34 protein-coding genes are annotated in these 25,292 nt (G+C 69.3%); 19 read left to right on the top strand and 15 right to left on the bottom strand.

The window, feature by feature from the left end; all coding sequences use genetic code 11:
* Nucleotides 1–22: 22 nt before the first annotated feature.
* Together ABSF49_RS06650 and ABSF49_RS06645 are read right to left on the bottom strand one after the other, a co-directional pair.
* A complete protein-coding gene (locus ABSF49_RS06650) occupies nt 23–445 on the bottom strand; it encodes a type II toxin-antitoxin system VapC family toxin (protein ID WP_424111846.1) in 423 nt (140 codons plus the stop codon).
* Nucleotides 442–702, bottom strand: coding sequence for a type II toxin-antitoxin system Phd/YefM family antitoxin (locus ABSF49_RS06645; RefSeq protein WP_424111845.1), 261 nt, complete (start codon nt 700–702; stop codon nt 442–444). Before ABSF49_RS06645 ends, ABSF49_RS06650 begins: the two co-directional genes overlap by 4 nt.
* Nucleotides 703–881: 179 nt before the next feature.
* On the opposite strand from ABSF49_RS06645, the gene kdsA reads away from it, so the two are divergent.
* Entirely contained in the window at nt 882–1,754 is an 873-nt protein-coding gene (gene kdsA / locus ABSF49_RS06640) for a 3-deoxy-8-phosphooctulonate synthase (RefSeq protein ID WP_424111844.1), read from the top strand.
* 56 nt (nt 1,755–1,810) lie between these two features.
* Here the strand turns inward: kdsA and queF are convergent, their stop codons facing one another.
* Together queF and ABSF49_RS06630 are read right to left on the bottom strand one after the other, a co-directional pair.
* The gene (gene queF / locus ABSF49_RS06635; protein WP_424111843.1) at nt 1,811–2,278 is read right to left on the bottom strand and encodes a preQ(1) synthase; all 468 of its coding nucleotides are present in this window, start codon (nt 2,276–2,278) and stop codon (nt 1,811–1,813) included.
* A 42-nt stretch (nt 2,279–2,320) separates the two neighbouring features.
* Nucleotides 2,321–2,905 (bottom strand): hypothetical protein, encoded by a 585-nt coding sequence (locus ABSF49_RS06630; protein ID WP_424111842.1) that lies wholly within the window; start codon nt 2,903–2,905, stop codon nt 2,321–2,323.
* A gap of 167 nt (nt 2,906–3,072) precedes the next feature.
* On the opposite strand from ABSF49_RS06630, the gene ABSF49_RS06625 reads away from it, so the two are divergent.
* The 5 genes from ABSF49_RS06625 to lpxK all read left to right on the top strand — a co-directional run bounded on the left by ABSF49_RS06625 (nt 3,073) and on the right by lpxK (nt 7,312).
* Nucleotides 3,073–3,912 (top strand): 3'(2'),5'-bisphosphate nucleotidase CysQ, encoded by an 840-nt coding sequence (locus ABSF49_RS06625; RefSeq protein ID WP_424111841.1) that lies wholly within the window; start codon nt 3,073–3,075, stop codon nt 3,910–3,912.
* Nucleotides 3,913–4,028: 116 nt separating this feature from the next.
* Nucleotides 4,029–4,292, top strand: coding sequence for a DUF4170 domain-containing protein (locus ABSF49_RS06620; protein ID WP_424111840.1), 264 nt, complete (start codon nt 4,029–4,031; stop codon nt 4,290–4,292).
* Between the two features lie 7 nt (nt 4,293–4,299).
* Nucleotides 4,300–5,016, top strand: a complete 717-nt coding sequence (locus ABSF49_RS06615) for a lysophospholipid acyltransferase family protein (protein ID WP_424111839.1) — start codon at nt 4,300–4,302, stop codon at nt 5,014–5,016.
* The gene (locus ABSF49_RS06610; RefSeq protein ID WP_424111838.1) at nt 5,013–6,302 is read left to right on the top strand and encodes a 3-deoxy-D-manno-octulosonic acid transferase; all 1,290 of its coding nucleotides are present in this window, start codon (nt 5,013–5,015) and stop codon (nt 6,300–6,302) included. Before ABSF49_RS06615 ends, ABSF49_RS06610 begins: the two co-directional genes overlap by 4 nt.
* Entirely contained in the window at nt 6,299–7,312 is a 1,014-nt protein-coding gene (lpxK, locus tag ABSF49_RS06605; protein WP_424111837.1) for a tetraacyldisaccharide 4'-kinase, read from the top strand. Before ABSF49_RS06610 ends, lpxK begins: the two co-directional genes overlap by 4 nt.
* Before the next feature lie 6 nt (nt 7,313–7,318).
* Here lpxK and ABSF49_RS06600 read toward each other — a convergent pair whose 3' ends face one another.
* From ABSF49_RS06600 to ABSF49_RS06590, 3 genes are all read right to left on the bottom strand, one after another.
* Entirely contained in the window at nt 7,319–7,801 is a 483-nt protein-coding gene (locus ABSF49_RS06600; RefSeq protein WP_424111836.1) for a hypothetical protein, read from the bottom strand.
* Complete coding sequence (locus tag ABSF49_RS06595; protein WP_424111835.1) at nt 7,798–8,232, bottom strand: hypothetical protein; 435 nt, start codon at nt 8,230–8,232, stop codon at nt 7,798–7,800. Before ABSF49_RS06595 ends, ABSF49_RS06600 begins: the two co-directional genes overlap by 4 nt.
* Before the next feature lie 196 nt (nt 8,233–8,428).
* Nucleotides 8,429–8,902 (bottom strand): YbaK/EbsC family protein, encoded by a 474-nt coding sequence (locus tag ABSF49_RS06590; RefSeq protein ID WP_424111834.1) that lies wholly within the window; start codon nt 8,900–8,902, stop codon nt 8,429–8,431.
* Between the two features lie 63 nt (nt 8,903–8,965).
* Here ABSF49_RS06590 and ABSF49_RS06585 point away from each other — a divergent pair, with 63 nt between their 5' ends.
* The 3 genes from ABSF49_RS06585 (at nt 8,966) to ABSF49_RS06575 (ending at nt 10,001) form a co-directional block, all read left to right on the top strand.
* The gene (locus ABSF49_RS06585) at nt 8,966–9,109 is read left to right on the top strand and encodes a hypothetical protein (protein WP_424111833.1); all 144 of its coding nucleotides are present in this window, start codon (nt 8,966–8,968) and stop codon (nt 9,107–9,109) included.
* 171 nt (nt 9,110–9,280) lie between these two features.
* Nucleotides 9,281–9,427, top strand: coding sequence for a hypothetical protein (locus tag ABSF49_RS06580; RefSeq protein ID WP_424111832.1), 147 nt, complete (start codon nt 9,281–9,283; stop codon nt 9,425–9,427).
* Nucleotides 9,428–9,659: 232 nt separating this feature from the next.
* The gene (locus ABSF49_RS06575; protein ID WP_424111831.1) at nt 9,660–10,001 is read left to right on the top strand and encodes a hypothetical protein; all 342 of its coding nucleotides are present in this window, start codon (nt 9,660–9,662) and stop codon (nt 9,999–10,001) included.
* On the opposite strand, the gene ABSF49_RS06570 is transcribed toward ABSF49_RS06575, so the two are convergent.
* Together ABSF49_RS06570 and ABSF49_RS06565 are read right to left on the bottom strand one after the other, a co-directional pair.
* Nucleotides 9,983–10,711, bottom strand: a complete 729-nt coding sequence (locus tag ABSF49_RS06570; RefSeq protein WP_424111830.1) for an NUDIX hydrolase — start codon at nt 10,709–10,711, stop codon at nt 9,983–9,985. The genes ABSF49_RS06575 and ABSF49_RS06570 overlap by 19 nt on opposite strands.
* Entirely contained in the window at nt 10,708–11,601 is an 894-nt protein-coding gene (locus ABSF49_RS06565) for a PhzF family phenazine biosynthesis protein (RefSeq protein WP_424111829.1), read from the bottom strand. The genes ABSF49_RS06570 and ABSF49_RS06565 overlap by 4 nt, the downstream gene beginning before the upstream one ends.
* A gap of 99 nt (nt 11,602–11,700) precedes the next feature.
* Between ABSF49_RS06565 and ABSF49_RS06560 the strand changes: the two genes are divergently transcribed.
* Both ABSF49_RS06560 and ABSF49_RS06555 read left to right on the top strand, forming a co-directional pair.
* Nucleotides 11,701–12,219 carry a GlcG/HbpS family heme-binding protein gene (locus ABSF49_RS06560; protein WP_424111828.1) on the top strand — a complete coding sequence of 173 codons (519 nt, stop codon included), beginning with the start codon at nt 11,701–11,703 and terminating at the stop codon, nt 12,217–12,219.
* 478 nt (nt 12,220–12,697) lie between these two features.
* Entirely contained in the window at nt 12,698–13,156 is a 459-nt protein-coding gene (locus ABSF49_RS06555; RefSeq protein ID WP_424111827.1) for an alpha/beta fold hydrolase, read from the top strand.
* 96 nt (nt 13,157–13,252) lie between these two features.
* Here ABSF49_RS06555 and pdxY read toward each other — a convergent pair whose 3' ends face one another.
* Nucleotides 13,253–14,107, bottom strand: coding sequence for a pyridoxal kinase PdxY (gene pdxY, locus ABSF49_RS06550; protein ID WP_424111826.1), 855 nt, complete (start codon nt 14,105–14,107; stop codon nt 13,253–13,255).
* Between the two features lie 140 nt (nt 14,108–14,247).
* On the opposite strand from pdxY, the gene ABSF49_RS06545 reads away from it, so the two are divergent.
* Both ABSF49_RS06545 and ABSF49_RS06540 read left to right on the top strand, forming a co-directional pair.
* Nucleotides 14,248–14,850 (top strand): DJ-1/PfpI family protein, encoded by a 603-nt coding sequence (locus ABSF49_RS06545; protein WP_424111825.1) that lies wholly within the window; start codon nt 14,248–14,250, stop codon nt 14,848–14,850.
* Between the two features lie 95 nt (nt 14,851–14,945).
* Nucleotides 14,946–15,359: a ribbon-helix-helix domain-containing protein gene (locus ABSF49_RS06540; RefSeq protein ID WP_424111824.1), complete on the top strand. Its 414-nt coding sequence runs from the start codon at nt 14,946–14,948 to the stop codon at nt 15,357–15,359.
* Here the strand turns inward: ABSF49_RS06540 and ABSF49_RS06535 are convergent.
* From ABSF49_RS06535 to ABSF49_RS06525, 3 genes are all read right to left on the bottom strand, one after another.
* Nucleotides 15,356–16,471 carry a site-2 protease family protein gene (locus ABSF49_RS06535; protein WP_424111823.1) on the bottom strand — a complete coding sequence of 372 codons (1,116 nt, stop codon included), beginning with the start codon at nt 16,469–16,471 and terminating at the stop codon, nt 15,356–15,358. The genes ABSF49_RS06540 and ABSF49_RS06535 overlap by 4 nt on opposite strands.
* A gap of 103 nt (nt 16,472–16,574) precedes the next feature.
* Nucleotides 16,575–17,225: a phosphoribosyltransferase gene (locus ABSF49_RS06530; protein WP_424111822.1), complete on the bottom strand. Its 651-nt coding sequence runs from the start codon at nt 17,223–17,225 to the stop codon at nt 16,575–16,577.
* 79 nt (nt 17,226–17,304) lie between these two features.
* Nucleotides 17,305–18,495, bottom strand: coding sequence for a bifunctional 2-C-methyl-D-erythritol 4-phosphate cytidylyltransferase/2-C-methyl-D-erythritol 2,4-cyclodiphosphate synthase (locus ABSF49_RS06525; RefSeq protein ID WP_424111821.1), 1,191 nt, complete (start codon nt 18,493–18,495; stop codon nt 17,305–17,307).
* 455 nt (nt 18,496–18,950) lie between these two features.
* Here ABSF49_RS06525 and ABSF49_RS06520 point away from each other — a divergent pair, with 455 nt between their 5' ends.
* Complete coding sequence (locus ABSF49_RS06520) at nt 18,951–19,610, top strand: methyltransferase family protein (RefSeq protein WP_424111820.1); 660 nt, start codon at nt 18,951–18,953, stop codon at nt 19,608–19,610.
* Nucleotides 19,611–19,644: 34 nt separating this feature from the next.
* Here the strand turns inward: ABSF49_RS06520 and ABSF49_RS06515 are convergent, their stop codons facing one another.
* Nucleotides 19,645–20,379 carry a glutathione S-transferase gene (locus ABSF49_RS06515; protein ID WP_424111819.1) on the bottom strand — a complete coding sequence of 245 codons (735 nt, stop codon included), beginning with the start codon at nt 20,377–20,379 and terminating at the stop codon, nt 19,645–19,647.
* Nucleotides 20,380–20,459: 80 nt separating this feature from the next.
* Here ABSF49_RS06515 and crcB point away from each other — a divergent pair, with 80 nt between their 5' ends.
* From crcB to ABSF49_RS06500, 3 genes are read left to right on the top strand one after another with little or no spacing between them, the layout of a single operon-like run.
* Nucleotides 20,460–20,843: a fluoride efflux transporter CrcB gene (crcB, locus tag ABSF49_RS06510; RefSeq protein ID WP_424111855.1), complete on the top strand. Its 384-nt coding sequence runs from the start codon at nt 20,460–20,462 to the stop codon at nt 20,841–20,843.
* Between the two features lie 50 nt (nt 20,844–20,893).
* Nucleotides 20,894–21,901, top strand: a complete 1,008-nt coding sequence (locus ABSF49_RS06505; protein ID WP_424111854.1) for an RluA family pseudouridine synthase — start codon at nt 20,894–20,896, stop codon at nt 21,899–21,901.
* Between the two features lie 8 nt (nt 21,902–21,909).
* The gene (locus tag ABSF49_RS06500; RefSeq protein WP_424111818.1) at nt 21,910–22,665 is read left to right on the top strand and encodes an ATP12 family chaperone protein; all 756 of its coding nucleotides are present in this window, start codon (nt 21,910–21,912) and stop codon (nt 22,663–22,665) included.
* Between the two features lie 15 nt (nt 22,666–22,680).
* Here ABSF49_RS06500 and ABSF49_RS06495 read toward each other — a convergent pair whose 3' ends face one another.
* Entirely contained in the window at nt 22,681–23,169 is a 489-nt protein-coding gene (locus ABSF49_RS06495) for an SAM-dependent methyltransferase (RefSeq protein WP_424111817.1), read from the bottom strand.
* Between the two features lie 301 nt (nt 23,170–23,470).
* Between ABSF49_RS06495 and ABSF49_RS06490 the strand changes: the two genes are divergently transcribed.
* Nucleotides 23,471–24,994, top strand: coding sequence for an acyl-CoA carboxylase subunit beta (locus ABSF49_RS06490; protein WP_424111853.1), 1,524 nt, complete (start codon nt 23,471–23,473; stop codon nt 24,992–24,994).
* Nucleotides 24,995–25,040: 46 nt separating this feature from the next.
* The gene (locus tag ABSF49_RS06485; protein ID WP_424111816.1) at nt 25,041–25,268 is read left to right on the top strand and encodes a hypothetical protein; all 228 of its coding nucleotides are present in this window, start codon (nt 25,041–25,043) and stop codon (nt 25,266–25,268) included.
* Nucleotides 25,269–25,292: the final 24 nt, after the last annotated feature.

Raw genomic sequence — 25,292 nt, 5'->3', positions numbered from 1 at the left:
CTGCGGCCGCGCCCGCCGGGCGCTATGAATTCCATGGGTCGAACACAGGCACGCCAAATGGCTCGAAATCCTTGACGTTGCGGGTCGCGAGGGTCAGGCGGCGGATCATCGCGGTGGCCGCAAGAAACCCGTCCATGACATGAAGCGCCAATCCGCGCCGCTTCGCCGAGGCCATGAGATCGCCCCAGGCGTGGGCGATCGGCGGATCGATGTCGACGACGCGGCCGGAAAACCGTTCGGCGAGATCGTTGGCGAGCCACGCCTCGAGCGCCCGCTTGGCTTGGCCGTCGCTCTTCAAGGCGACGCCGTGGCTAAGTTCGGCCAGAGTCGCCACGCTGAGGAACAATCGGTCTTCGTCCGCCTGGTGCAGGAAGGCGACGACGCGCGGATCAGGCCGCGGCCTGGTCATTTCCGAAATGACGTTGGTGTCGATCAGGATGTTCACAAATCGAGCGCCCGGGCGTCGTCCCGCGAGCGCGAGACGTCGACGTCAGCTTCGCGAAGCGGCGAAGCGAGCAAGAATTCCGCCAGCGATCCAGAGCGGACAGACTTCTTTTGCCACTCTTCCACCGAGACCACGACCGCCGTCGAGACGCCGTTTTTGGTGATGGTTTGCGGTCCCTCGCGGCGAGCCCGTTCGATGACTTCCGATAGTCGGGCCTTGGCGTTGGCGACGGTCCAGTTGGCGCGGATCGTGGGCATGGGCGGCGCTCGGATTGTGGTCTCAATGACCATTATGACTATAATCCACTCTTATAGCGCAGCCTCGTCGGCTTGAGAAGTTGCTTCGAAGCGAGCATGAGTGCGCCCGAAACAATGGGATAGGACAATGGGTTCGAAAAAAGCTGAGGCGCGCGCGCGCCGGACGCGGAGCCGCGGCCGTGGCGCTTAACGCGATCGTTGAAATCGACGCCGGCGCCGGCGTCGTCCGCTTTGGCGCCGATCTACCGCTCAGCGTGATCGCCGGCCCATGCCAACTCGAAAGCCGCGCCCATGCGCTCGAGGTCGCCGCGGCGCTGAAGGAGATCGCGGCGCGGCTGAAGCTCGGTCTGGTGTTCAAGACCTCGTTCGACAAGGCCAATCGCACATCGGGCGCCGGCGCGCGCGGAATCGGCCTTGAGGCGGCGCTGCCGATCTTCGCCGAAATCCGCGAAAGTCTCGGCCTGCCGACGCTGACCGACGTGCACGAGCCCCGCCAATGCGCGCTCGCCGCCGAAGTCGTCGACGTGCTGCAGATCCCCGCTTTCCTGTGCCGCCAGACCGACCTGCTCGTCGCCGCGGCGCTGACCGGGCGCGCCGTCAACGTCAAGAAGGGCCAGTTCCTCGCGCCGTGGGACATGAAGCACGTCGTCGCCAAGATCGCGGCGGCGGGCGGAGAGAATGCGCTGGTCACCGAGCGCGGCGTCAGCTTCGGTTACAACACGCTCGTCTCCGACATGCGCGCGCTGCCGATCCTCGCCCGCGACACCGGCGCGCCGGTGATCTTCGACGCCACCCATTCGGTCCAGCAGCCGGGCGGGCAGGGCGCGTCCTCGGGCGGCCAGCGCGAGTTCGTCGCCGTACTGGCGCGGGCGGCGGTCGCGGTCGGCGTCGCCGGCGTGTTCATCGAGACCCATCCCGACCCCGACTACGCCCCCTCCGACGGCCCCAACATGGTGCCGCTCAGGGACTTCGAGGCGCTGGTCGGCGAGTTGCAAGACTACGACCGACTGACGAAGCGCCGCCGGTCTGTGGAAAAGTCTCAAGAAAGCTGACGATTCCGTCGGGTCAGCCGACTATCCTCATGTGGATAATCACGTCGGACGCAACGTCAGCCGCGGCCGCGGTAGGGCGCCACGCCCTGGTCGGGGACCCAGACGCCCTTGGGCAACCGGCCGGTCTGCCAGAACACGTCGATCGGGATGCCGCCGCGCGGATACCAATAGCCGCCGATCCTGAGCCAGCGCGGCTTGAGCAGCGCCGTCAGCTCCTGGCCGATGCGCACCGTGCAATCCTCGTGGAACGCGCCGTGGTTGCGGAAGCTGGCGAGATGCAGCTTCAGCGACTTCGACTCGACGATCCAGCGGTCGGGCACATAGTCGATGACGAGATGGGCGAAGTCCGGCTGGCCGGTGATCGGACAGATCGAGGTGAATTCCGGCGCGGCGAAGCGCACGGCGTAGTCGGTGTCGGCGTGTGGATTGGCGGCGCGCTCGAGCGTCTTGGCGTCGGGCGCGCTCGGAATCTGCGACGGCCGCCCGAGATGGGCGAAGGGCGCGGGTTTGGCGGCTCTGGGCATGGCGCTTCTTAGCGCCTTAGGCGGCTCAGGCAAAGCTTAGGTTCAGATTCCGGTGGCGAAGCGCGCCATGACGACGATGATCAGCACCTGCAGCGTCCCCTGGATCGCCACTACATAGAAATAGCGGCTCATCAGCGCGCCGATCTTCGGTCCGTCGGGGTTGGGCCGGCGCAGCTCGAGATAGACGCGCAGATTGGTCGGCAGCAGGTAGCCGAGTCCCTGGATGGTGAGGATCGTCACGATCGTCAGCGCCGCCACGACCCAATAGAACTGCGGGTAGGGCAGTGCGAGAAACCCGACCCGGCCGGCGAGGAACCAGCCGGTCGTGCCGGTGACGATCGCCAACGTCGGCATGATGAAGAGCGTCTTCGGGACCAACCGGGTGAGGATGGCGCGGCGCGCCTCGAACGGCGCCGCGCGCAGGGTCGGCCCGACGATGAAGCCCATGAACAGGTCGATGCCGGTCCACAGGCCGCCGGTCATCACATGGACGAAGTCGAGCGTCCACAGACTGCCGGCGACAATCGCCGCGGCCATGACGGCGAAAGCCAACGCCACCCAGGCGAAATTCCACAGATTGATAGGCGCGCCCACCAGGGGCGGCGCCAGTTGCGCCGTCGCGTCCATGATCGTTCTCCCTGCTCCTGTCGCCCGCCGTGCGCGTCGCCGCCGCCGGAAGGACGCTTCGACTATAACGCGACGGGCCGCCTTGGCCAGCGCCGGGCCGCGAACGCCGACCTGACGTTGCGCGCCGCCGCCGGCGTCGCTAAACCACGCGCGATCGGAAAATTGACTTGAACACGCCCGTAGATGCTGGCATTCGCGACCGCGCCCTAGCGGCGCTTGAGGAAATCACCGACGCCGCGCGGCGGGCGGGCGAGGTCGCCCTGCGCGATTTCCGCTGGGGCGGAAAGACCAGCGCCCAGGTTCACACCAAATACGGCGGCTCACCGGTCACGACCGCGGATCTGGCGGTTGATCGTTACCTGCGCGAACGGCTCGGCGCCGCCTTTCCTGGCGACGGTTGGCTCTCCGAGGAGACGGCCGACGATCTGTCGCGCCTCGAAATGGCGAACCTTCTCGTCGTCGATCCGATCGACGGCACGCGGGCGTTTCTGACCGGCGATCCGCGCTGGGCGGTGTCGATCGCCTACATCCACGACGGGCGCCCGATCGCCGGCGTCGTTCATGCGCCTGCCCTCGGGCAAACCTACCAGGCCGCGATCGGCTGCGGGGCGAGGCTCGACGGCGCGCCAATCCACGCGACGAGAAGGCCGGCGCTCGAGGGCGCCCTGGTCGGCGGGCCGAGATCGATGGTCGGGGCGCTCGCCAAGGCGGCCCGCATCGAGCTGGCGGCCGCGCCGCGCATTCCTTCGTTGGCGCTCCGCCTGGTGCGGGTCGCCGACGGCGGGCTGGACGTCGGCCTCGCTTCGGCCAGCGCCAACGACTGGGACGTCGCCGGCGCCGACATCATCTTGAGCGAAGCGGGCGCGCTGCTGATCGACGCCCGTGGACAAATCCTGCACTATAATAGACAGAGCATGCGCCACGGCGCCTTGCTGGCGTTCGGCGTCGACCTCGCGCCGACCGTGATCAAGGCGGCGCGCGCGGCGTTCGGCGACCGGGCGGCATGAGATTTGGGAGCGCGGGCGGGCGCCTGTCCGATTTGTGGGGCGCGAAGCCCGGGCGGCCCCGGCGCGGCGCTGACTGTGGCGTCGCCAACACGAGCTTCCGCTAAGGAATTGACGATATGACGAAAGACGACGCTTCGGCTCACGAATCTCGGCAACTGCTCCATCTGGTGTTGGGCGGCGAGTTGAAAGACCTCGACAGCCACGAATTCCGCGATCCCGCCAAGATCGACCTTGTCGGCGTCTTTCCCGATTACGACAGCGCCGCGCGCGCCTGGCGCGGCAAGGCGCAGGCGACGGTCGACAACGCCCACGTGCGCTACTTCATCGTCCACTTGCACCGCTTCCTCGAACCCACGGGCCTCAACCGCAAACTGGCCTGATCGGACAATGTTCAAGGGTTTGGCAAGGAGCCGCTACGGGCAGGAGGCGATGGGCTTCCTGCTCGCCAGCTATCTGCGGCTCATCCAGCGCACCAGCCGCTTCGTCAGCGCGCCGGCCGACCTCGAGGCGGCGTTTCGCGACGTTACGCCGGCGATTGGCGCCATGTGGCACGGCCAGCATCTGATGCTGTCATTCGCCTGGCCCCACGCGATCGCGCGCGTGGCGGCGCTCATCTCGCGCAGCGGCGACGGCGGCATGCAGGCGGCGGCGTTGCGACGGCTCGGCGTCATCCCGGTGCGGGGATCGGGCGGACGCGCCGACCGCGGCAAGCGCAAGGGCGGCGCGCCGGCGCTGCGCGGACTGTTGCGCGCGCTCGAAGGCGGCGCGTCGGTGGCGATGACCGCCGACGTCGCCAAGGTCGCGCGCGTCGCCGGCCTGGGGATCGTCACGCTGGCCCGTCTGTCGGGGCGGCCGATCCTGCCGATCGCCGTCGTCGCCAGGCGCCGGATCGACGTCAGATCCTGGGACCGCGCCAGCATCGGCCTGCCATTCAACCGCTGCGCGATCGTCATCGGCGAACCCATCCGCGTGGCGCCCGACGCCGACGACGACGCGATCGAGACGGCGCGGCGCGCGGTCGAGGACGGGCTCGACGCGGTTCACGCCCGCGCCTACGCCATGGTCGGCTCGCGCGATCCCGGCGCGGATTTGAGGCGTCGATGAGCCTGCCGTTGTCGCTCTCCGCCTATCGGCTCGTGACGCGCCTTGCGTCGCCGCTGAGCGGGGCGCTGCTGTCGCTCAGGCTCAACAAGGCCAAGGAAGACCCGATGCGGGTCGACGAGCGGCGCGGCGTCGCCAGCCTCGCCCGCCCACCGGGCCAATTGGTTTGGCTGCACGGCGCCAGCGTCGGCGAGGCCCTGTCGCTGATGCCGCTCATCGATCGGATCGCCGGCGACGGTCGCCACGCGCTGGTCACCACCGGCACCGTCACCTCGGCGCGATTGCTGGCGCAGCGGCTGCCGCCGGGCGCGATGCATCAGTTCGCCCCGCTCGACGCGCCGGGATTCATGCGCCGCTTCTTCGGCCATTGGCGGCCCGACATGGCGCTGATCGCCGAATCCGAGATCTGGCCGAACATGATCCTCGAAGCGCGCCGCGCCGGCGCGCCGCTGGCGATGGTCAACGCGCGAATGAGTGCGCGCTCCTACGAACGCTGGCGCCGCGCGCCCGACTTCATCGGCGCGCTGCTCGGCGAAGTCGATCTCTGCCTGGCGCAAAGCGCCGCCGACGCCGAGCGGCTCGCCGAGCTCGGCGCGGCGAAGGTCGACGTCGTCGGCAATCTGAAATACGACGCCGCGCCGCCGCCCGCCGACCAGAAGGAGCTCGCTGAGCTCGCCGGCCGCGTTTCCGGGCGGCAAATCTGGGTCGCCGCCTCGACGCACGCCGGCGAAGAGCGCATCGCCGCCGAGGCGCATCGTCGCGTCGCCCAGGTCTTTCCCGACGTGCTGACGTTGATCGCGCCGCGTCATCCCGATCGCGGCGCGGCGATCGCCGACGAGCTCAGGGGGCTTGGCTTCGCCTGCGCCTTGCGCTCGCGCGGCGAGCGGCCGGAGCGCGGCGTCGACATCTACATTTGCGACACGCTCGGCGAGCTCGGGCTGTTCTACCGCCTCGCCGGCGTCGTCCTGGCGGGCAAGTCGTTCATCGGCGAAGGCGGCCAGAACCCGATCGAGCCGGCGAAGCTCGGCTGCGCCATCCTGCACGGGCCGCGCGTCGCCAATTTTGTCGACGTTTATGCGTTGCTCGACGAAGCCGGCGGCGCGGCGACCGTGACCGACGCCGCCGACCTCGCGGCGACGCTGATTTCGCTGTTCGCCGATCCAGGCCGGTTGCGGGCGATGGCGCGCGCCGCCGCCAAGGCGGTCGAAGCGCAGGGTGGCGCGGCCGATCGGGTGATGCGGGCGATCGCGCCGCTGCTGCCGGCCGACGAACCGCCGGCGGCGGCATGATCGCCCCGCGCTTTTGGGCGCGCGCGCGCCCTGGCCTCGCCGCGCGGGCGCTGGCGCCGCTCGGCGCGCTCTACGGGCTGGCGACGGCGCGGCGCATGGCGCGGCCGGGAACGCGGGTCGACGCGCCAGTGATTTGTGTCGGCAATTACGTCGTCGGCGGCGCCGGGAAGACGCCGACCGCGATCGCCGTGGCGCGGCTGCTGCAGGGCGCCGGCGAGCGGGTCGCCTTTCTGTCGCGCGGCTACGGCGGCGCTCCGCGCGCCGCGCCAACGCGCGTCGACCCGCATCTGCACGGCGCGCTCGCCGTCGGCGACGAGCCGCTGCTGCTGGCGCGCGTCGCGCCGTGCTGGGTCGGCGTCGACCGCGTCGCTGCGGCGCGCGAGGCGATCGCCGACGGCGCGAGCGTCCTGGTGCTCGACGACGGATTGCAGAACCCGGCGCTCGCCAAGGACTACGCCATCGCGGTGATCGACGGCGAGGCGGGTTTCGGCAACGGCCTGTGCTTCCCTGCCGGGCCGCTGCGCGCAGCCCCGGAACGCCAGGCGCCGTTCGTCGCCGCGGAGGTCGTCATCGGCGGCGGGCCGTCGCCGGCGCGCGCGCCGGGCGCGGCGAAGCCGCTGTTCCGCGCTCGCCTCGAAGCCGACGCGATCGTCGCCGCCGAGCTGATCGGCCGGCCGGTGCTCGCCTTCGCCGGCATCGCCCGGCCGGAGAAGTTCTACGCCACGCTCGAAGGGATCGGCGCGATCGTCGCGGGGCGGCGCCGCTTTCCCGATCACCATGTCTACGACGCGCGCGACATCGCCGAATTGGCCGGCGTCGCGCGCCGGCGCGGGCTGACTCTGGTGACGACCGAGAAGGATTACGTGCGCCTCGCCGCCGATCAGCGCGCCGACGTGCGCGCGCTGCCGGTGACTTTGCGTTTCGAGGCGCCCGAGCGCGTCGCGGCGTCGCTGCGCGAGGCTCTTGCTTCGTCTCGAGCGCGGCGCAGGCCGCCGAGCGCGGTTGGCTGAACGCCGCTAGCCTTTCGCCTCCGCCGCGGGCGCAATCGAAACCGGCGTCGGCGTTTGACCGTCGAACAGGAAGCAAGAAAGACCAGCCGGGTGACGCCAGGGATCGGTCGGTTGCGCGCTCCCGGCTTCGTCAGACCCGGTCGGCGTCGGCAAACTTTCCAAGACGAAATTCGCGCACAGCTTGTAGCGGCCCGAATCGAGACGCTCGTAATCGTAGGGCTCGTCGGTCTCGCTGTCGCGAAGGGCGAATTGCGTTGCGCCGTCCGTCTGGCTCTCAACCATCTTGGCCAGATCGTAAGGCAGCTCCTTGCGGCGCGCCACGTAAAGGCTGATCCCGTTGGCGATCGTTGCGATGTCGTTTTGGCGCCGCTGGTCGGCCTGTTCGCCCTTGATGACCCAGTCCGGCTCGTTGGTCAGGGCGCCGCCGCCGATCGCGCCGCAGCCGATGGCGCCGACGAACAACACGAAAGCGACGCGAATGCGATTCATGACCGCCACGCCTTTGAAATTTCCCAACCCGCGTAGCCGAGAACGGCGCCGAGGATAAGCGTGGTCGCCGTCAACTTGAGCATCGCAGCGTCCATGGAGAGTTCGGAAGTCAGGTTGAGAATGGACATGAGGTCGGCGCTGAGCAAACCCGCCAGGATGTCGAGGAACAGCAGCGCAAGACCGGCGATCAAGATCCAGGCGCGCGCAACCGGCAGGTCCTGCTCGAGGCGATGAGCAAGAATCGCGAACCCGCCGAGGAACAGGGGGAGCGAGACGACAAGGACCGACACGCTCCAGCGCTGGTCGGCGCCCTCGTTCAGACGTTCGGCGGTCAGCAGCGGTTGCGTCGACAGGGCGAGATCGATGAGATGGAGCACAATGCTCGTCGCTTGCCAGATCGCGACACGCAGGGAAAACAGCGTGACCACCACCAGCAGGCCGAATCCGATATGGCCGGCGAAGTCGGCTTGATTCGAGGGCGTATATCGACGAGCGGCCAAGGCGAAATCCTCTCGCGTCCTCCGCGCCGCGCCGGGGCGAACGCCGATCGCATTCAGGACGCCAAGAGATTGAACTGGCGGTCCTTAACAGAGTCTTTCGCGGCGCCGCCGTCGTCGTCTGGCGCCGTCAGCGCGCGATCGACGCCCGGATCCCACCCGTTAGGCGCAGGAGGTCGGCGGGCGTCAGGCTGAACACGGCGTTGGGCGTGCCGGCCGCCGCCCAGATCTCCGCGAACGCGAACAGCGCGTCGTCGATCAGCGTCGGCGAAGGTTCGGCATGGCCGACCGGCGGCACGCCGCCGATCGCGAAGCCGGTTTTGGCGCGGACGAAGTCGGCGTCGGCGCGGCCGATCGGCTCGCCGAGAATCGCGCCGACCTTGGCCTCGTCGACGCGGTTGACGCCCGAGGCGACGACCAGCACGGCGCGCCCCGACGCCTCGGCGCGGAAGACGAGCGACTTGGCGATCTGCGCCACCGTGCAACCGATCGCCGCGGCCGCCTCGGCGGCGGTGCGGGTGCTCGCGTCGAATTCGAGCACCTGATAGGCGGGGCCGAGCGCAGCCTGGACCTTCAGGGCGCTGGCGGCGGTCGCGGGCTTCATCGCGCGGCAGACCGTAAGCGATCGACAGCCCACATGGGCGGGTCGAATCCAGGGAGCGCGATCATGAAATTGACCTCAATCCTGTGCGCGCTGAGCGCTGCCTTCATCATCTTCGCCGCCGAGGCGGCGAACGCCAAGCACGCCACCGCCGTCCATGCCGCGACGCCGGGGATCCATTTCCTCAACCCGCAGCCGCTGCCGCCGTGATAGCCCCGCAGCCGGTTGACGAGGGCCTTTGGCGGGCTCGCGCCAAGCGTCCGACCGTTCGAGAAGCGACAGCCCCTCACGCCGGCCGACCGGCCGCCACGATCGCGGCCCGCCGGCGTCGATAAAGTCTTCCGCAGCCCCGTGGGCGCACGACAATCCAGGAGCCCGATCATGAAGTTGACCTCAATCCTCGGCGCCCTGAGCGCCGCCTTTATCCTCTTTGCCGCCGGCGCCGCCGAAGCCCGGCGCGCCGCCTTTGCGCACGCCCCGACGTCGGGGATCCATTACCTCAACCCGCAGCCGCTGCCTCCGGGCTGAAGCCTGCGCCCGGCCGCTGGCGAGGCGTCGGCGGCGGTCGCCGCCTTAAGGCCTTGCGTGGCCTGGCGCCAAGCGCCCCATCGCGCGAGACGGCGCGTCCACTTCAATCGAATTTGCGCGCCGGCAAGATCGTCGCACCGATCAGGGGGCGCCGCCGCCGCGTTTTCGACTTGACGCGCGCCGCGCTTTGGCCAGTCTCAGGCGAGCCGACGCGTTCGGCTGGAGAGATTCGATGAGATCCCTGCTGTTGACCGCTTTGGCCGCGCTCTCGCTTGCGGCTTGCGACGCTTCGGCCCCCGCGCCGCAGGCCGCCGCGCCCGCGCCGGCCACGACCGAAGTGACGCCGGATAATTTCAGGATGCCGAGCGGCGAAGGCTGCGCCGGCGACATCGCCCGCTATCGCGCGATCATGGACAACGATCTGTCGATGGGCCACGTCGTCAAGTCGGTCTACAACCAGATCGAGAAAGAGATCGCCGAAGCCGACGCGCAATGTTCCGCCGGCCACGAAGCGCAGGCGCGCGCGACGATCGTCGCCTCGCGCAAACGCCACGGCTATCCCGCCGATTTGTGAGCGAAGGCGAAGTCGAGAAAATCGACGATGAAGCCCGGCGCGCGGGCGCGGTCGACGTCGGCCGGTCCGCGCACGACGCGGATCGCCGCGAGCTCGGCGTCGGCATCGGCGGCGAGAAACGCTTCGACGCCCGCCTTGACCGTCTCGGCCGTCTCGGCTAGCCGCATCAGCTTCAGACAGGCGATGCGCGGCGGGGCGTAGACTAAGGTCCAGCCCGGATCAAAGGCGACCGCGTCGGCCGCGATCCCCGTCTCTTCTTGGAGTTCTCGCAGCGCGCTGGCGGCAAGGTCGACCTTGCCGTCGAAGACGTCGCTGGGGTCGGGCGTGCCGGCGGGAAAATAGGTCGCGCCGGCGTTGGCGGTGTGGGCCGCCATCTCGCCGAGCAGGAAGGCGCCGTCGGCGCCGACGAGCGCGGCCATCGAAAAACAATTGACGACCGTGTGGTCGGGAAAACCGAAGTCGCGCCAGGCGAGGAAAGCGGCGAAATCGGTCTCGAAATATTCGCCCCTGAGCGTCGTTCCTCGCCGGTCGGCGCCGAGCGCGTGGCGTCCAAGCAGCAGCACGCGGCCGTTGTAGAGCCGCGGCTGGCTCTCGACGCGCGCGCGCCAATGGTCGGCGATGCGGTCGGCTTCAGCCTCGGCGAACGGCCATGGGCGCGCGGCGAATGCAAGGTCGAGCGCGTCGATCGACAGAATGCGCGAAGCGCTCACAGGTCGATCGTTCCCTCGGCGACCAGCACCGCCGAGCCGCCGATCGTCGCCGCGCTCAGCGCGCCGTTTTCGACGTCGAGACTGAGCGCGATGCGGCTCGGCCGGCCCATCTCGACGCCTTGGGCGATGACCAAAGTCCGCTCGCCGTCGCCGGGCGGGGCGAAGCGCATGACGATTCCGGCGAAGGCGGCGGCGGCCGAGCCGGTCGCCGGGTCTTCGCGAATGCCCCAGCCGGAGGCGAACATGCGGGCGCGATAGTCGACGCCGTCGTCGCCGGGCGTGTAGCAATAGATCGCCGGTCCGTTGTCGGCCCCCCAGCGGCCGACGTCAGGATCGGCGCGCGCCAGCGCTTCGGCGCTGGCAAGCGGCGCAAAGACGAAGTCGGTCCCCGCGCTGTAGACGACCGGTCGATGATCGCCAAAGCCGATGTCGGCCGGCGCGAGGCCGAGGCGGGCGGCGATCTCTTCGACCGACGGCGCGGGCGCGAGTTCTTGCGGCAGGCGGGGCAGGGTGAAAGACGCCGCGAGCGCTTGGCCGCGGCGGTGGCGGGCGACGCAGACGACGTCCCCGACTTGCTCCTCCAGCACCAGGCGCAGATCCTGGGCGGACAGCATCTGCGGCGCCCGCAGATGAGCGACGAGCGCCGCCGCGCCGATTGTCGGATGGCCGGCGAACGGCAATTCGCGCCCCGGCGTGAAAATGCGCAGCGCCGCTGTGTTCACGGAATCGCGCGGCGCGAACACGAATACGGTCTCGGGCAGGTTGAACTCGCGGGCGATCGCCTGCATCCGCGCGTCGTCGAGGCCGTCGCCGTCGAGCACGACGGCGAGCGGGTTGCCGGCGAGCGGCGTCTCGGTGAACACGTCGAGAAGGCAGTAGGCGCGGCGCATGGGGAACCTCCCGCCGACGCTTGTAGTGCCGATCGGCGACGATTGAAATCGCCGTCGCGGCGGGCGAAGCTGGCGCATGGGGACGAGGAGGAGGAGACGATGCCGAAGCTTGCCATTCTCGCCGCGATTCTGATCGCCTTCGCCGGGGCGGCCGGCGCGCAGACGGCGCCGACGCCGGCCGCCAACCCGCCGCCGTCCCCGCCGCCCTATGGCGCGCCGATCGACCTCGCGCGCGCGGAAAGCGCGATCGCCGCGGCGGTCGCCGAGGCGGTGAAGCGCGGCTGGACGATGAATGTCGCAGTGGTCGATTCCGGCGCGAATCTCGTCGCCTTCGTGCGCATGGACGGCGCCCAGCTCGCTTCGATCGTCATCGCTGAACACAAGGCGAGAACGGCCGCCGCGTTCCGCCGGCCGACGCGTGCGTTCGAGGAGGCGACGCGCAACGGCCCCAGCGCCCCGGTCACGAGCCTCGACGGCGTCATCGCCTCGGCCGGCGGCGTGCCGTTGATCGAGGACGGCAAGCTGATCGGCGCGATCGGCTGTTCGGGCGGCACGAGCACGGAAGACGAGACCACCTGCCTCGCCGGCGCGGCGACGATCAACGGCGTGGGGAAATAGGGGTCAAAGTCTGAAGTTCGGCGTCTGCGCCAGTTGTCGGCCACGCGTGGTGAGCAGGCCCAGTGTCCGCTCAGTCGCGGCGACCGCCTTGCGCCCATTTCGGCCGACTTCCCGCATGTCGGATCGACTTACGCTACAGCCTTACCTACCGTCAATTGGTGCGATGATGCTGCTGACAGAATCTGACGACAAAGCGGATTAACGCTCGTCTGCGCGGCCGCTCCACGCGAGCCGGAGCAGACGTATCACGCCTGTCGTTCTTGTCCCCGGGTTGCTTTGCTCGGCAGAAGTCTTTGCGCCTCAAGTCGCAGGCATGTGGCCCTATGGGCCTGTCGCCATCGCGTCGACGCCGGAGGGTGAGACAGTCGCAGAGATGGCCACCGCTATCCTCGCAGCCGCGCCGCCGCGCTTTGCCCTCGTCGGAATCTCCATGGGGGGCTAAATTTGCCTAGAGATGATGCGTCAGGCTCCTGAGCGTGTGATCAAACGCGCGCTGCTCGACACGTCGGCCCGCTCGGATACGCCCGAGCAGATCATACAGCGCCGAGCTTTGGTCGCCCAAGCTCGGTCGGGCGATTTCGAGGCGCTGCTATCGCAGAGCTTGAGCGTGATACTGCACCCGAAGCCTCAGAACGATCCGGCCATTCGTGAAGTCAATGTACGCATGGGTCTGACGGTTGGCGTCGATGGATTTGCGCGGCAGGTCGAGGCGCTTATCCCGCGAATCGACAGCCGTGCCAGCCTTCCCGCCATATCCGTGCCGACGCCCGTCCTTGTTGGGGACCGCGATCCTCTCACACCGTCGGACCTGGCCGAAGAGATGGTGGTGGCCATTCCGGATGCACATCTCGTCGTGGCGCCGGAATGTGGTCATGCGTCAACACTCGAACAGCCTGAGGCCGTCCATCGCGCTTTGATCGAGTGGATCACCGGCTAAGTCGAAGACGCCCAGCGACTCGGCGTGAATCCCAAAGGGCTTGATCGGTCGCCTTCAAACCTCTCGCCACGAGAGCCAACGATCGGACTTTGACGCCTATATCGCCTCCGGCCGGAAGCGCCGCGTCGGGTGGAGGAGTTCGTCCTGCGCTTCTACGAGCCTGAGCTCGCGCGCGCCTGCGGCCGCCGTCGCAGCGACGATGCCGTAGACGCTCGACGCGGCGGCGGCGAGCGCTTCAGCCGCCGAGCGGCGCCGGAGCCAATGCAGGAAGAACAGCGCTGCGATCAGGTCGCCGGCGCCGTTGACGGCGATCGGCAGCCGTGGCGTCCTGAGCCGCCACGCTTCGCCGCTTTCGGCGGCGATCATGTCGAGCGCGTCGGCGGGCGTGTCGTTGAGCGCCAGCGAGGTCGCCAGCACGACGCGCGGTCCGGTCGTCTGCAAGGCGGCGATCGCGCGCCGCGCGCCGGCGACGTCGTCGACGGGCAGGCCGGTCACGAACGACAGTTCGAACGCGTTGGGGGTCGCGATCGTCGCCGCCGGCAACGCGCGCTTGCGCAGGAATTCGGCGACGCCCGCTTCGACATAGAGTCCGCGTCCGACGTCGCCGATCACCGGATCGCAGCAATAGGCGGCGGCGGAATTGGCGGCGCGGACGGCGGCGACGGCGCTGAGCATCGCTTCGCCGACCTCGGCTTTGCCGAGATAGCCGGACAAGACCCCGTCGCAGAGCGCGAGCGCGCCGACCGCCTCGAGGCCGACGACGCATTCCTCGATCGCCGCCGCTTCGAACGCGCGGCCGCGCCAGCCGGGATAGCCGGCGTGGCTGGAGAACTGCACGGTGTTGAGCGGCAGGACCTCGGCGCCGAGCCGCTGCAACGGGAACGCGACGGCGCTGTTGCCGACGTGGCCGTAGACGACGTGCGACTGGATCGATAGCAGGGTCGTGGCCATTGCCGGAAAGGGGACGACGATTCGCCGCCGTCGTCAAAGCGCGGGCGCGTCGGCTCGACGCGTTATCCGTTTAACACCCGCGGGCGTCGGCCGCGGTCTAGACTGACCCGCATAACAACAACCAAAAGGGAGAAAACACGATGACCGGCAAGCGCATCCTGATGATCGTCGGCGATTTCGGCGAAGACTACGAGACGATGGTGCCGTTCCAGGCGCTGCTGGCGGTCGGACATACCGTCCACGCCGTCTGCCCCAACAAGAAGGCGGGCGACGCGATCGCGACGTCGATCCACGATTTTGAAGGCCAGCAGACCTATTCGGAGAAGCGCGGCCATAATTTTGCGCTCAACGCCAGCTTCGCCGACGTCGACCCGGCGCGCTACGACGCCTTGGTCATTCCCGGCGGCCGGGCGCCGGAATACCTGCGCCTCAACGCGCGGGTGATCGAAATCGTCCGCCACTTCTTCGCCCAGAACAAGCCCGTCGCCGCGATCTGCCACGGGCCGCAGATCCTCGCCGCGGCGAACGTGCTCAAGGGGCGGACCTGCTCGGCCTATCCCGCCTGCCGGCCGGAAGTCGAACTCGCGGGGGGAACCTACGCCGACATCGCGATCGACGGCGCCGTCACCGACGGCAATCTCGTCAGCGCGCCCGCCTGGCCGGCCCATCCGGCCTGGCTGTCGCAGTTCTTCGCCGTACTCGGCACGTCGATCAGCCACGCCGGCGTGCGACAGGCTGCGTGACCTCGGGCGGCGGCGCGGCGTATTGGCTTCGCCGCGCCGCCGCTGCTAGTCTGGGCGTCGATCCGGCGGCCTTCAGCGCGACGGGAGACATGCTGATGTGCAGGCTCTTTATCGGCGCGGATGCGCGGCTGTGGCGCACGCGCCTCAAATCGGTGCGGATGCGCGGCTATTCGACCAGCGTCCGGCTCGAAAACTTCTATTGGCGCGTACTCGAAGAGGTCGCGCGGCGCGACGGCATGAACGTGCCGCAGCTGCTCGCCAAGCTGCACGAGGAGCTGATCGAGGCGCACGGCGAGATCGACAATTTCTCGTCGTTCCTGCGCGTCTGCTGCGGCCGCTATCTGACGCTGCAACTCGCCGGCGACGTGCCGCGCGATTCCGGGCGGCCGATCCGCGACCTCGACGCCGAGGGCATTCTGCGGCGCGAGGCGGCGCGCATGGCCGAGGGCGGGCCAAGCATGCGCCGCGCAGGGACGCGCGCCGAACCGGCGCCGGCGGCGGCGCCTTAGCTCGCCGAACGCTCGGGGCGGGTGCGCCCGAACCGCCAGTCGGGCCGCATTGACTTGATCATCATCATTTCGGCGAGGTTCTGGCGGCCGAGCACGCCGACCAGGACGCCGTCCCGGTCGACGACGCAGACGGCCGGCGCCTCCTGCTGAAGGAAGCTGTCGACCGTGGCGTCGAGCGGCGCTTCGGCGCGCAGCGTCTCGATCGGCGCGCGCATGAAGCCGGCGACCGCCGCGTCGCGATCCTGGTTCTTGAGCGCGGCGAAAATGTCCTCGCGCGTGACGAGGCCGATCGGCTTGTTGAACGCGTCGACGACCGGAAATTCGTGCTGGGCGGTGGCGAGCAGCGCGTCGACCGCGTCGGCGAGGCGCGCGTCGGCGGCGAGCGAGGCGAAGCGCGTCTCCATCGCCTGGCCGATCGCGAGCCCGCGCGCCGACTCGTGGATCGCCGTCATTTGCGCCTCGCCCGCGGCGGCGACATAGACGAAGATGGCGACGAAGATCAGCAGCGGATTGCCGAACAGGCCGAGGAAGCCGAGCAGGAAAGCGAAGGCCTGGCCGATCGAGACGGCGATGCGGGTGGCGCGCGGCCGATCGAGCTTCATCGCCAGCAGCGCTCGCAGCACGCGGCCGCCGTCCATCGGGAAGGCGGGAATGAGGTTGAAGACGGCGAGAAACAGGTTGGCGTCGGCGAGGCGGGCGACGAGCGAAACGCGCGGATCGTCGAGCCGCGCGAGATCGGCGGAATTGAACGAACCGACGAGCAGCAGCAGGACGATGGCGATGACGAAATTGACCGCCGGCCCGGCGATGGCGATGGCGAATTCCTGCGACGGCTTCTCCGGCATCGACTGCAGGCTGGCGACGCCGCCGATCGGCAGCAGCGTGACCTCCGGCGCCTGAATGCCGTAGCGCCGCGCGACGAGGATGTGGCCGAACTCGTGCAGCACGACGCAGACGAACAGGAGGATGATGAAGACGAGGCTGTCGCGCGCCGCCGCCGGCCCGCCCTGCTGCCAGGCGCTGAAGCCGATCCAGGCGAGCAGCAGCAGGAAGGTGACGTGGATCTTCACCGCCGTGCCGCCGAAGCGGCCAATCGTCAGGGACCAGCGCATCGCGGGCGCCTCGCGCGTTCACGCCGCGGCGGTTCGACGCCGGTCGCGCCGACCTTTCGCAGCAGCCCCCGCATTATCGCACATCGGTCGACGCGGCGCCGCCTCACCGCGCGGCCGGAGAAAAGCGCGCGAGAATGGCGACGGCTTCTTCGTCAGTGACCTGGCGGAAATCGGCGTAGAAGGCGCTGACGGCGCCGAAGCGCGTAGGTCTTTCCAGGCAGACGAGATCATCGACCTCGCGCCTCAGCTCCGCTAGCGCTTCGGCCGAGGCGACGGGAACGGCGAGCGTCAGCGTTTTCGCGCCGCGACGACGGATCGATAGGAGCGCGGCGCGCGCTGTGGCGCCGGTGGCGACGCCGTCGTCGACGAGTATGGCGGCGCGGCCGGCGATCGCCTCGCGCGGCCGATCGCCGAGAAGCCGCCGCCGCGCGTCCTCGAGCTCGACGCGCGCGCGTTGCGTCGCCGCCGCGAACGCGCGCTCGTCGATCGCGGCGGCCTTTATGACGGCTTCGTTGCGCGCGACGATCGGTTCGTCGCCTTCGACCAGCGCGCCCATCGCCAGTTCGGGCTGCCACGGAACGCCGATCTTGCGCGCCAGCACGACGTCGAGCGGCGCGGCGAGCGCAGACGCGATCTCGGCGGCGACTGGCAGGCCGCCGCGCGGCAACGCCAGCACGACCGGATCGCGGTTGCGGTAATCCACAAGCGCGCGCGCCAGACGACGTCCGGCGTCGGCGCGGTCGGCAAATCGCATCGGCGCTCCCTTTGGACTGACGTCGCGCAGCCCGGCGCCGAGACAAGGATTTCTCGGTTCGGCGGCGCGGTCAATCGTCTCAGCGCGCCGGCAGGCGGATGGTCGCCGCCGCCAGGCAGGCGATCCCCTCGCGCCGGCCGGCGAAGCCCAGACCTTCCGACGTCGTCGCCTTGACTGCCACCCGGTCGAGGGCGATGGCGCCGATCTCGGCGATGCGGGCGCGCATCGCTTCGCGGTGGGGGCCGATCTTCGGCGCCTCGCAGATGAGCGTCGCGTCGAGATGGGCGACGAGGCCGCCGCGCGCGCGCACCCGGTCGGCGGCGTGGCTAAGGAAAATCGACGAATCGGCGCCGCGCCAGCGCGGGTCGGAGGGCGGGAAATGGGCGCCGATGTCGCCGTCGCCGAGCGCGCCATAGAGCGCGTCGGCGAGCGCGTGCAGGCAGACGTCGGCGTCGGAATGGCCGGCGAGGCTCCTGTCGTGAGGAATGCGCACCCCGCCGAGCCAGACATGGTCGCCGACTGCGAAGGCGTGGACGTCGAAGCCCTGGCCGACCCGTACGTCGGCCGCCGCGTCGATGAGCCGCGCTTCGGCGGCGCTGAGGTCGTCCATGGTCGTCACCTTCACGTTCGCCGGGTCGCCGTCGAAGACATAGGTCGCATGTCCGGCCCAGGCGGCGACGGCCGCGTCGTCGGTCAGACCGTCGACACCAGCGGCGGCGGCGCGCCGATGCGCCTCGAGGATCAGCGGGAAGCGGAACGCCTGCGGCGTCTGGACGGCGCGTAACGCCGCGCGGTCTGGCGCGGCGACGACGCGGCCGTCGCCATCGACCTGCTTGACCGTATCGCTGAGCGGCGCGCCGGGCGCGGCGGCGCCGAAGCGCTCGGCCGCCGCGACAGCGCGTTCGATGAGCGCGGCGGAGGGAAAAACCCGCGCGGCGTCATGGATGAGGACGAGGTCGGGCGCTGCATCGCACTGCGCCTCGAGCCCGGCGCGCACGCTCTGCTGGCGGCTGTCGCCGCCGAGCGCCGGCGACCCGAATGCGGCCGCGGCGGCGGGCGAAAGGAAGGCGAGCGCGGATTCGTAGCGCGCGCGGTCGTCGGGGTGGATGACGACGGTCGCCGCGCAATAGGCGCGCGCCGCGGCGAGCGCTTCGAGCGCGTGGCAGATCAACGGCTTGCCGGCGCAGGCGAGATATTGTTTCGGCGTCGCCGCGCCGAGCCGCGCGCCGCGACCGGCCGCCACGACGATGAGGGAGACGCGGGACGACAAGCGGCGCTGACGCTCCAGGCGAAGCCGGACGCGGACCGTCCGGCGGCGCAGGAATAGACCCGCCCGTCGCCGCCGCCAAGTCGGGCGGCAGGCTCGCACCCGGGCGACAAGGCCGCCGGGCGACTCGCCTCAGGCCCCGAAGGCGCGCGCCGCCATCGCAATCATCGTCACGAAGGCGGCGAGCGAGGCGAGCTCCCAGACGTCGCCCAAGGCTGTGACCATAAGCCGAGTCATGCGACCCTCCCGAAAAATGCGATACCAAGAACATGGTATGTTCTCTTTTTGTTCATGTCAAGTTCCGGAATCGCGGAGGGAAGGGGGGCCCCTGTGGACAACTTTTCGCGGCGCCGGCGGCCGCCCCAAGGCCGATCGCGGCCGATGACGCGGCCGCGGTCCGCGCGCACGGGGCGCGCCGCCGGCCGACTTGGGCTATGCTCCCGAGACGGAGGCCTCCCATGCAAGTCACGCTGCGAATGGCTGTCTTCACCATTGTCGTGACGCTCGCCTATCTCGGACTCGCGGCCATCGGCGAGGGCGGCCTTGGGCCATTCCTGTCGCATCCGCCGCTGGTCGCGCTGGCGCTCGTCACTCTGGCGCTCGCCGTCGTGGCGCTGTTCACGCGCGGCAACTTAAGCGCCGGCGAGCGCGAAGATCGGTCAAATCGTTGGGTGCTGGGCGCGTTCGCGTTGATCGGGTTGATGCTTGGCTATGCGCCGGCCCTATCCGACCGACTCAACCTGTTCGTCGTCGGCGGCGAGGGGACGCGTTGGGCCGGCGTGCTGTTGTGCGTCGTCGGCGGGGCGCTGCGGATCGCGCCGGTGTTCGCGCTCGGCGAGCGCTTCAGCGGCCTGGTGGCGATCCAGCCCGGCCACGAACTGGTCACCGAGGGGCTCTACCGCCGCATCCGCAACCCGAGCTATCTCGGGCTGCTGATCGGCACGCTCGGCTGGTCGCTCGCCTTCCGCTCGCTCATCGGCGTCCTGCTGACGGCGCTGCTGATCGTTCCGCTGGTCGCGCGCATGCGCGCCGAGGAGGCGTTGCTCGGCGAGCGCTTCGGCGAGGCCTACGCCGCCTATCGCGCCCGCACCTGGCGGCTCGCGCCGTGGATTTATTGAGGCGAGCGGCCGCAGTCACGGTTCGCGCCTCGCCTCACTTCGCTTTCCCGTCCAGCTCCGGGTAGTGGCGGAAGATTCCGTCCTCGTTGAAGGCCAGGCGGCGCGCCGAAGCGAGATAGGCGGCGATCTTCGGCCGCGCTTTCACGCTGTCGTGTAGGGCCGCCAGCCCCGGATACTTCGCCGCGAATTTCGCCATGGCGTTGGGGAATGCGTAGCTCAGGCCCTCCGCCAGCTGGAACAGCGACAGATCGACATAGGTCAGCGCGGCGCCGACGGGATGGCCGGCGCCGTCGGCATTGCTTTGCAGCGCGCGCTCGAAATAGCCGAGGTATTTCGGCAGGCGGTGGTCGAGGAAGGCCGTCGCGCGCGCCTTCGCCTCCTTCTTCTGGTCTTCGTAATAGAGCTCGGTCGAGATCGGGTGGTGCGTGTCGTGAATCTCGGCGACGAAGTCGGTCACGGTGAGCTGCAGCCCGTGGGCGAAGAGGCGCAGCGCCTCGCCGGGCGGCGCGAGGCCGAGCCGAGGCGCGAGATAAGCGAGGATATTGGCGGCATGCGAGACGACGATCTCGCCGTCCTTGAGGAACGGCGGCGCGAAGGGCGCGAGCGCGCCGCCGCCGCCCTTCAGCATCTTGGTCATCGCCGCGACGCCGCGCCCCGGACCGCGCTCCCGCGCCACGTCGACATAGGGCGCGCCGGCCTGTTCGAGCGCGAGACGCACGAACTCGCCGCGGCCCTGAATGCCGGGCCAGTAATAGAGTTCGTAGGTCATGGCGGCGCTCCGTTGTCGTCCTCGATCTCTTCGCCTGCGGTCTATCGCCGGCGGCGACCTTGCGCTATAGCCCCGAAGTCATGCAAGCCTATCTCCTCGTCTTTGTCGGCGCCGGCCTCGGCGGCGCGCTGCGGCACTTCCTCAACATCACCCTCAGCCGCGTCTTCGGCGCCGACTTCCCCTGGTCGACCACCTTCATCAATATTTCCGGTTCATTGGCGATGGGCCTGCTGACCGGCTGGCTGGCGTTTCGCGCCGGGGGCGGATTGACCCAGCACACGCGCCTGTTCTTCGCCACCGGCGTGCTCGGCGGCTACACGACCTTCTCGACCTTCTCGCTGGAGACGATCCTGCTGTTCGAGAGCGGCAAGACCGCCGCCGCGCTCGCCTATGTCGTCGGCTCGGTGCTGCTCGGCGCGCTGTCGTTGTGGGCGGGCCTGGCGTTGATGCGGAGCTTGACGTGACCGGCGCGGGCCGCGTCGCCAATTATCCAATCGGCGAGGACGAGGCGGGCATGCGCCTCGACCGCTGGTTCCGCCGTCGCTTCCCTGAGATCTCGCAGTCGCATCTCAACAAGATCGTCCGCAAGGGCGAGGTGAGGGTGTCGGGCAAGCGGGCCGAGGTCTCGACCCGGCTCGAGGCCGGGCAGAGCGTGCGCGTCCCGCCGCTGGGCGAAGCGGGCGCGCCGCCGGCGCAGGGCGCGCCGCCCGATCCGCGCGAGGCCGAAGCGATCCGCGCCATGATCCTGTTCGAAGACCGCGACCTGATGGTGCTGAACAAGCCCTATGGCCTAGCGGTGCAGGGCGGCTCGGGGACCAAACGCCACATCGACGGCATGCTCGAGGCTTTGCGCGACCGCAAGGGCGAGCGGCCGGTGCTGGCGCATCGGCTCGATCGCGACACCTCGGGCGTGCTGCTCATCGCCAAGTCGCGCAAGATCGCCGCCGAGCTCGGCGCGATCTTCCGCTCGCGCAACGCCAAGAAAATCTACTGGGCCCTGGTCGAAGGGGTGCCGAAGCCGGCGCAGGGGCGCATCTCGATGTTCCTCGCCAAGGGGCCCGGCATGGGCGACGATCGCGCCGCCGCCAAAGGGAACCGCGACGACCTTGAGCGCATGCGCGTCGCGCGTCACGGCGACCCCGACGCGCAGCATTCGCTGACGCTCTACGCCGTGGTCGACAAGGTTGCGCCGCGGCTCGCCTGGCTGTCGATGCGGCCGATCACCGGCCGCACCCACCAGTTGCGCGCCCATTGCGAGGCGATCGGCCATCCGATCATTGGCGATCCCAAATACAATCGCCGCCCCGAGAACGATCCGGCGCGCCACGATCCGCTGCGCGCGGTGCCGCCGGGGGTCGAGCCCAAGCTGCATCTGCTGGCGCGGCGGCTGATCCTGCCGCATCCGCGCGGCGGCACGCTCGATGTGGTCGCGCCGCTGCCCCCCCATATGCAGGCGAGCTTCGACATGTTCGGTTTCGACGTCTCGCAGCGCGACCCGATCGAGGACGCGCCGGATGCGTGAGCCGCCAGATGAGTGACGCGCCTGGCGATCCGATGCGCGCCGCCCAGGCGAATATGCGGCCGCCGGCGCTGCGCCGCTTCTACAAAAGCGCCGAGGTCGTCGCGACAGAGGGCGGCGGTTATGCGCTGAAGCTCGACGGCCGCGGCGCGCGCACGCCCGGCAAGCGGCCGCTGGTCGCGCCGACCCGCGCCGTCGCCGAACTGATCGCCGCCGAATGGGCCGCGCAGGGCGAAACGATCGAGCCGATGTCGATGCCGGCGACAAGGCTCGCCAATTCGGCGATCGACGGCGTCGCCGACGCGCTCGCCGAAACCCATGCCGCGATCGCCGGCTACGCCGGGGCGGACCTGCTGTGCTATCGCGCCGAAGCGCCCGAAGCGCTCGTCGCGGCGGAGGCGGAAGCATCCGATCCCGTGCTCGACTGGGCGGGTCAGGCGCTCGGCGCGAAGTTCCTGGTCGGGCAGGGCGTGGCGCATGTTCGCCAGCCTGAGAACGCTCTCCAAGCGGTCGACGCTGCGCTTCGATCGGTCGAGAATCCTTTTGCGCTGGCGGCGCTGCACGTGATGACGAGCCTGACTGGCTCGGTCGTTCTCGCGTTGGCGGTCGCGCGCGGGCGTCTCGGCGCCGGAGAGGCATGGCGCATTGCCCATGTCGGCGAGGATTTCCAGACCGCGCGGTGGGGCGAGGACGTGGAGGCCGCTGCCCGCCGCGCCGCGCGCTGGCGCGACTTCGAGGCGGCAGCCAGGACGCTGGCGGGGATATAGCGCCGCGCGAGAGGGCTATGCCCAATAGCCCGCCATCAGTTCGCGCGCCCAGTCTGGTTCGCGGATGTCGCCGCGCGGCAGGAACCCGCGCATGCACGGTTTGATGTCGAGGATGGGCGTGCCGTCGATCGCGTCGAGCCCGGCGACGTTGAGCGTCGTTCCGTTGATCCCGAGCAGTTTGCAGACGGTGACGCCGAGTCGGTTCGGCCGATCCTTGCCGCGTTGGGCGAAGATGCCGACCTTTGGCCAATCGGCGCGCCCGCGTGGGCGCCGCGCGTCGGTGACGACCGCCCTCTCGGCGACGCGATGGAAGAGGAAGACGACCTCGACGTGCGAGAAACCGTCGAGCCCGGCGAGAGCTTCGGGACCGAATTCGGGAGTCAGCGCAATCGTCGCCGTCACCGCGTCCCAGCCGTCGTCGATGGGTTCGGCGCGCCCGCCGCGCACGAAGCCGATTGGACGGAGCGTGAAGACGTCAGCGGCGGCCTGGGCCTCGTTGGTCATCGATCTTCCCCTGTGGCGGCGCGACTATAGGGAGCGGGCGCCGCCGATCAACGCCGGCGACGCCTCCGCAGGGCCGAACCTCATCCCAACGTCGCAAGCTGGGCCCATTTCGAGCCGCGGCCGCCCATGCTATGCCCGCCAGCTGAGGGCTACACACCGCCGTCATGGCCGTCCCCGGACTTGGTCCGGGGATTGTCCCGGCCATGCGGCGGTGAGTGTGTCCGCACGCAGCGAATGGCCCCGTGCGAGGCGTTCGCCTGCGGCGTTCGTCAAGCCAACTCGGAGCTTCCGCTTGAAACAGATGCTCGCCCGTTTGGACCGCCGCCGCGCCCGCGCGCGCCTGGGCGGCGGCGAACAGCGCATCGCCGCCCAGCACGCCAAGGGCAAGCTCACCGCGCGCGAGCGCATCGACCTGCTGCTCGATCAGGGCTCGTTCGAGGAGTTCGACATGTTCGTCGAGCACCGTTGCGCCGATTTCGGCATGGAGAAGACCAAGATCCCCGGCGACGGCGTGGTGACCGGCTGGGGCACGGTCAGCGGCCGCACCGTCTTCGTCTTCGCCAAGGACTTCACCGTCTTCGGCGGGTCCTTGAGCGAAGAGCACGCGCGCAAGATCACCAAGATCCAGGAAATGGCGGTCAAGAACCGCGCCCCGATCATCGGCCTGTTCGACGCCGGTGGCGCGCGCATCCAGGAGGGCGTCGCCGCGCTCGGCGGCTACGGCGAAGTGTTCCAGCGCAACGTGCTCGCCTCGGGCGTCATCCCGCAGATCTCGGTCATCATGGGCCCCTGCGCCGGCGGCGACGTCTATTCGCCGGCGATGACCGACTTCATCTTCATGGTGCGCGACACCAGCTACATGTTCGTCACCGGCCCCGACGTGGTGAAGACCGTCACCAACGAGACCGTGACCGCCGAGCAATTGGGCGGCGCGCAGGTGCACACGACGCGCTCCTCGATCGCCGATCGCGCCTATGACAACGATGTCGAGGCGCTGCTGCAGATGCGCCGGCTCATCGACTTCCTGCCCGCCTCCAACCTCGAGGCGCCGCCGAAGCTGCCGAGCTTCGACGATCCTGACCGGATCGACATGTCGCTCGACACGCTGATCCCCGACAATCCCAACAAGCCCTACGACATCAAGGAGCTGATCCTGAAGATCGCCGACGAGGGCGATTTCTTCGAGATCCAGGAAGCGCACGCCAAGAATATCGTAACCGGTTTCGCGCGCATCGAGGGCACGACGGTCGGAATCGTCGCCAATCAGCCGCTGGCGCTCGCCGGCGTGCTCGATTCCGACGCTTCCCGCAAGGGCGCGCGCTTCGTGCGCTTCTGCGACTGCTTCAACATCCCGATCGTCACCTTCGTCGACGTGCCAGGCTTCCTGCCGGGCACGGCGCAGGAATACGGCGGGCTCATCAAGCACGGCGCCAAGCTGCTGTTTGCCTATGCCGAAGCGACGGTGCCCAAGGTCACCGTCATCACCCGCAAGGCGTTCGGCGGCGCCTACGACGTCATGGCCTCCAAGCATCTGCGCGGCGACATCAACCTCGCCTGGCCGACGGCGCAGATTGCGGTGATGGGCGCCAAGGGCGCGGTCGAGATCATCTTCCGCGCCGACATGAACGATCCCGAAAAGATCGCCGAGCGCACGAAAGAATACGAGGCGCGCTTCCTCTCGCCTTTCGTCGCCGCCGAGCGCGGCTACATCGACGAAGTGATCATGCCGCACGCCACCCGCCGCCGCCTGTCGCGCGTGCTCGCCATGCTGCGCAACAAGAAGCTCGAGAACCCCTGGAAAAAGCACGACAACATTCCGCTGTAGAAGGGCAGGGGCAACTGGCGTAGAGGGGTCCCAATTGACGACTCGCTTGCAGACCTATTTGGTTCAAGCTGCGACCGCATTTTTCGGGCTCGTCATAATGGCGCAGGTCGCCAACGCCCAAGAGCTCGTCGTGCGACTGGCGTTCGACCAAGTATTCGATCGAATATTGCCATTCCCTGAGCTCGACTTTGCCCCTTTTCGCGCGCCTGTTTCAGACGACGGCCCAAAAGATCGACGCTTCCGCGATGACGCGCACGGCCTGTTCGACAGGTAACGCCGTGCGTCCAAAGGGGCCGAA

Source organism: Roseiarcus sp., assembly GCF_049514155.1.
Taxonomy (GTDB): Bacteria; Pseudomonadota; Alphaproteobacteria; order Rhizobiales; family Beijerinckiaceae; genus Roseiarcus.
Note: the sequence above shows the minus strand (reverse complement) of the source record. Positions and strands in the feature narration are given on the sequence as shown.

Coding starts and splice junctions, on each gene's coding strand:
- ABSF49_RS06505 (WP_424111854.1), top strand. CDS start 20,894: ATGCGCCTCGACCGCTGGTTCCGCCGTCGCTTCCCTGAGATCTCGCAG.
- ABSF49_RS06495 (WP_424111817.1), bottom strand. CDS start 23,169: ATGACCAACGAGGCCCAGGCCGCCGCTGACGTCTTCACGCTCCGTCCA.
- ABSF49_RS06540 (WP_424111824.1), top strand. CDS start 14,946: ATGTGCAGGCTCTTTATCGGCGCGGATGCGCGGCTGTGGCGCACGCGC.
- ABSF49_RS06520 (WP_424111820.1), top strand. CDS start 18,951: ATGCAAGTCACGCTGCGAATGGCTGTCTTCACCATTGTCGTGACGCTC.
- ABSF49_RS06630 (WP_424111842.1), bottom strand. CDS start 2,905: ATGGACGCGACGGCGCAACTGGCGCCGCCCCTGGTGGGCGCGCCTATC.
- lpxK (WP_424111837.1), top strand. CDS start 6,299: ATGATCGCCCCGCGCTTTTGGGCGCGCGCGCGCCCTGGCCTCGCCGCG.
- ABSF49_RS06615 (WP_424111839.1), top strand. CDS start 4,300: ATGTTCAAGGGTTTGGCAAGGAGCCGCTACGGGCAGGAGGCGATGGGC.
- ABSF49_RS06535 (WP_424111823.1), bottom strand. CDS start 16,471: ATGCGCTGGTCCCTGACGATTGGCCGCTTCGGCGGCACGGCGGTGAAG.
- ABSF49_RS06530 (WP_424111822.1), bottom strand. CDS start 17,225: ATGCGATTTGCCGACCGCGCCGACGCCGGACGTCGTCTGGCGCGCGCG.
- ABSF49_RS06500 (WP_424111818.1), top strand. CDS start 21,910: ATGAGTGACGCGCCTGGCGATCCGATGCGCGCCGCCCAGGCGAATATG.
- ABSF49_RS06545 (WP_424111825.1), top strand. CDS start 14,248: ATGACCGGCAAGCGCATCCTGATGATCGTCGGCGATTTCGGCGAAGAC.
- pdxY (WP_424111826.1), bottom strand. CDS start 14,107: ATGGCCACGACCCTGCTATCGATCCAGTCGCACGTCGTCTACGGCCAC.
- ABSF49_RS06610 (WP_424111838.1), top strand. CDS start 5,013: ATGAGCCTGCCGTTGTCGCTCTCCGCCTATCGGCTCGTGACGCGCCTT.
- ABSF49_RS06585 (WP_424111833.1), top strand. CDS start 8,966: ATGAAATTGACCTCAATCCTGTGCGCGCTGAGCGCTGCCTTCATCATC.
- ABSF49_RS06580 (WP_424111832.1), top strand. CDS start 9,281: ATGAAGTTGACCTCAATCCTCGGCGCCCTGAGCGCCGCCTTTATCCTC.
- crcB (WP_424111855.1), top strand. CDS start 20,460: ATGCAAGCCTATCTCCTCGTCTTTGTCGGCGCCGGCCTCGGCGGCGCG.
- ABSF49_RS06590 (WP_424111834.1), bottom strand. CDS start 8,902: ATGAAGCCCGCGACCGCCGCCAGCGCCCTGAAGGTCCAGGCTGCGCTC.
- ABSF49_RS06645 (WP_424111845.1), bottom strand. CDS start 702: ATGCCCACGATCCGCGCCAACTGGACCGTCGCCAACGCCAAGGCCCGA.
- queF (WP_424111843.1), bottom strand. CDS start 2,278: ATGCCCAGAGCCGCCAAACCCGCGCCCTTCGCCCATCTCGGGCGGCCG.
- ABSF49_RS06600 (WP_424111836.1), bottom strand. CDS start 7,801: ATGAATCGCATTCGCGTCGCTTTCGTGTTGTTCGTCGGCGCCATCGGC.
- ABSF49_RS06515 (WP_424111819.1), bottom strand. CDS start 20,379: ATGACCTACGAACTCTATTACTGGCCCGGCATTCAGGGCCGCGGCGAG.
- ABSF49_RS06560 (WP_424111828.1), top strand. CDS start 11,701: ATGCCGAAGCTTGCCATTCTCGCCGCGATTCTGATCGCCTTCGCCGGG.
- ABSF49_RS06575 (WP_424111831.1), top strand. CDS start 9,660: ATGAGATCCCTGCTGTTGACCGCTTTGGCCGCGCTCTCGCTTGCGGCT.
- ABSF49_RS06565 (WP_424111829.1), bottom strand. CDS start 11,601: ATGCGCCGCGCCTACTGCCTTCTCGACGTGTTCACCGAGACGCCGCTC.
- ABSF49_RS06490 (WP_424111853.1), top strand. CDS start 23,471: ATGCTCGCCCGTTTGGACCGCCGCCGCGCCCGCGCGCGCCTGGGCGGC.
- ABSF49_RS06620 (WP_424111840.1), top strand. CDS start 4,029: ATGACGAAAGACGACGCTTCGGCTCACGAATCTCGGCAACTGCTCCAT.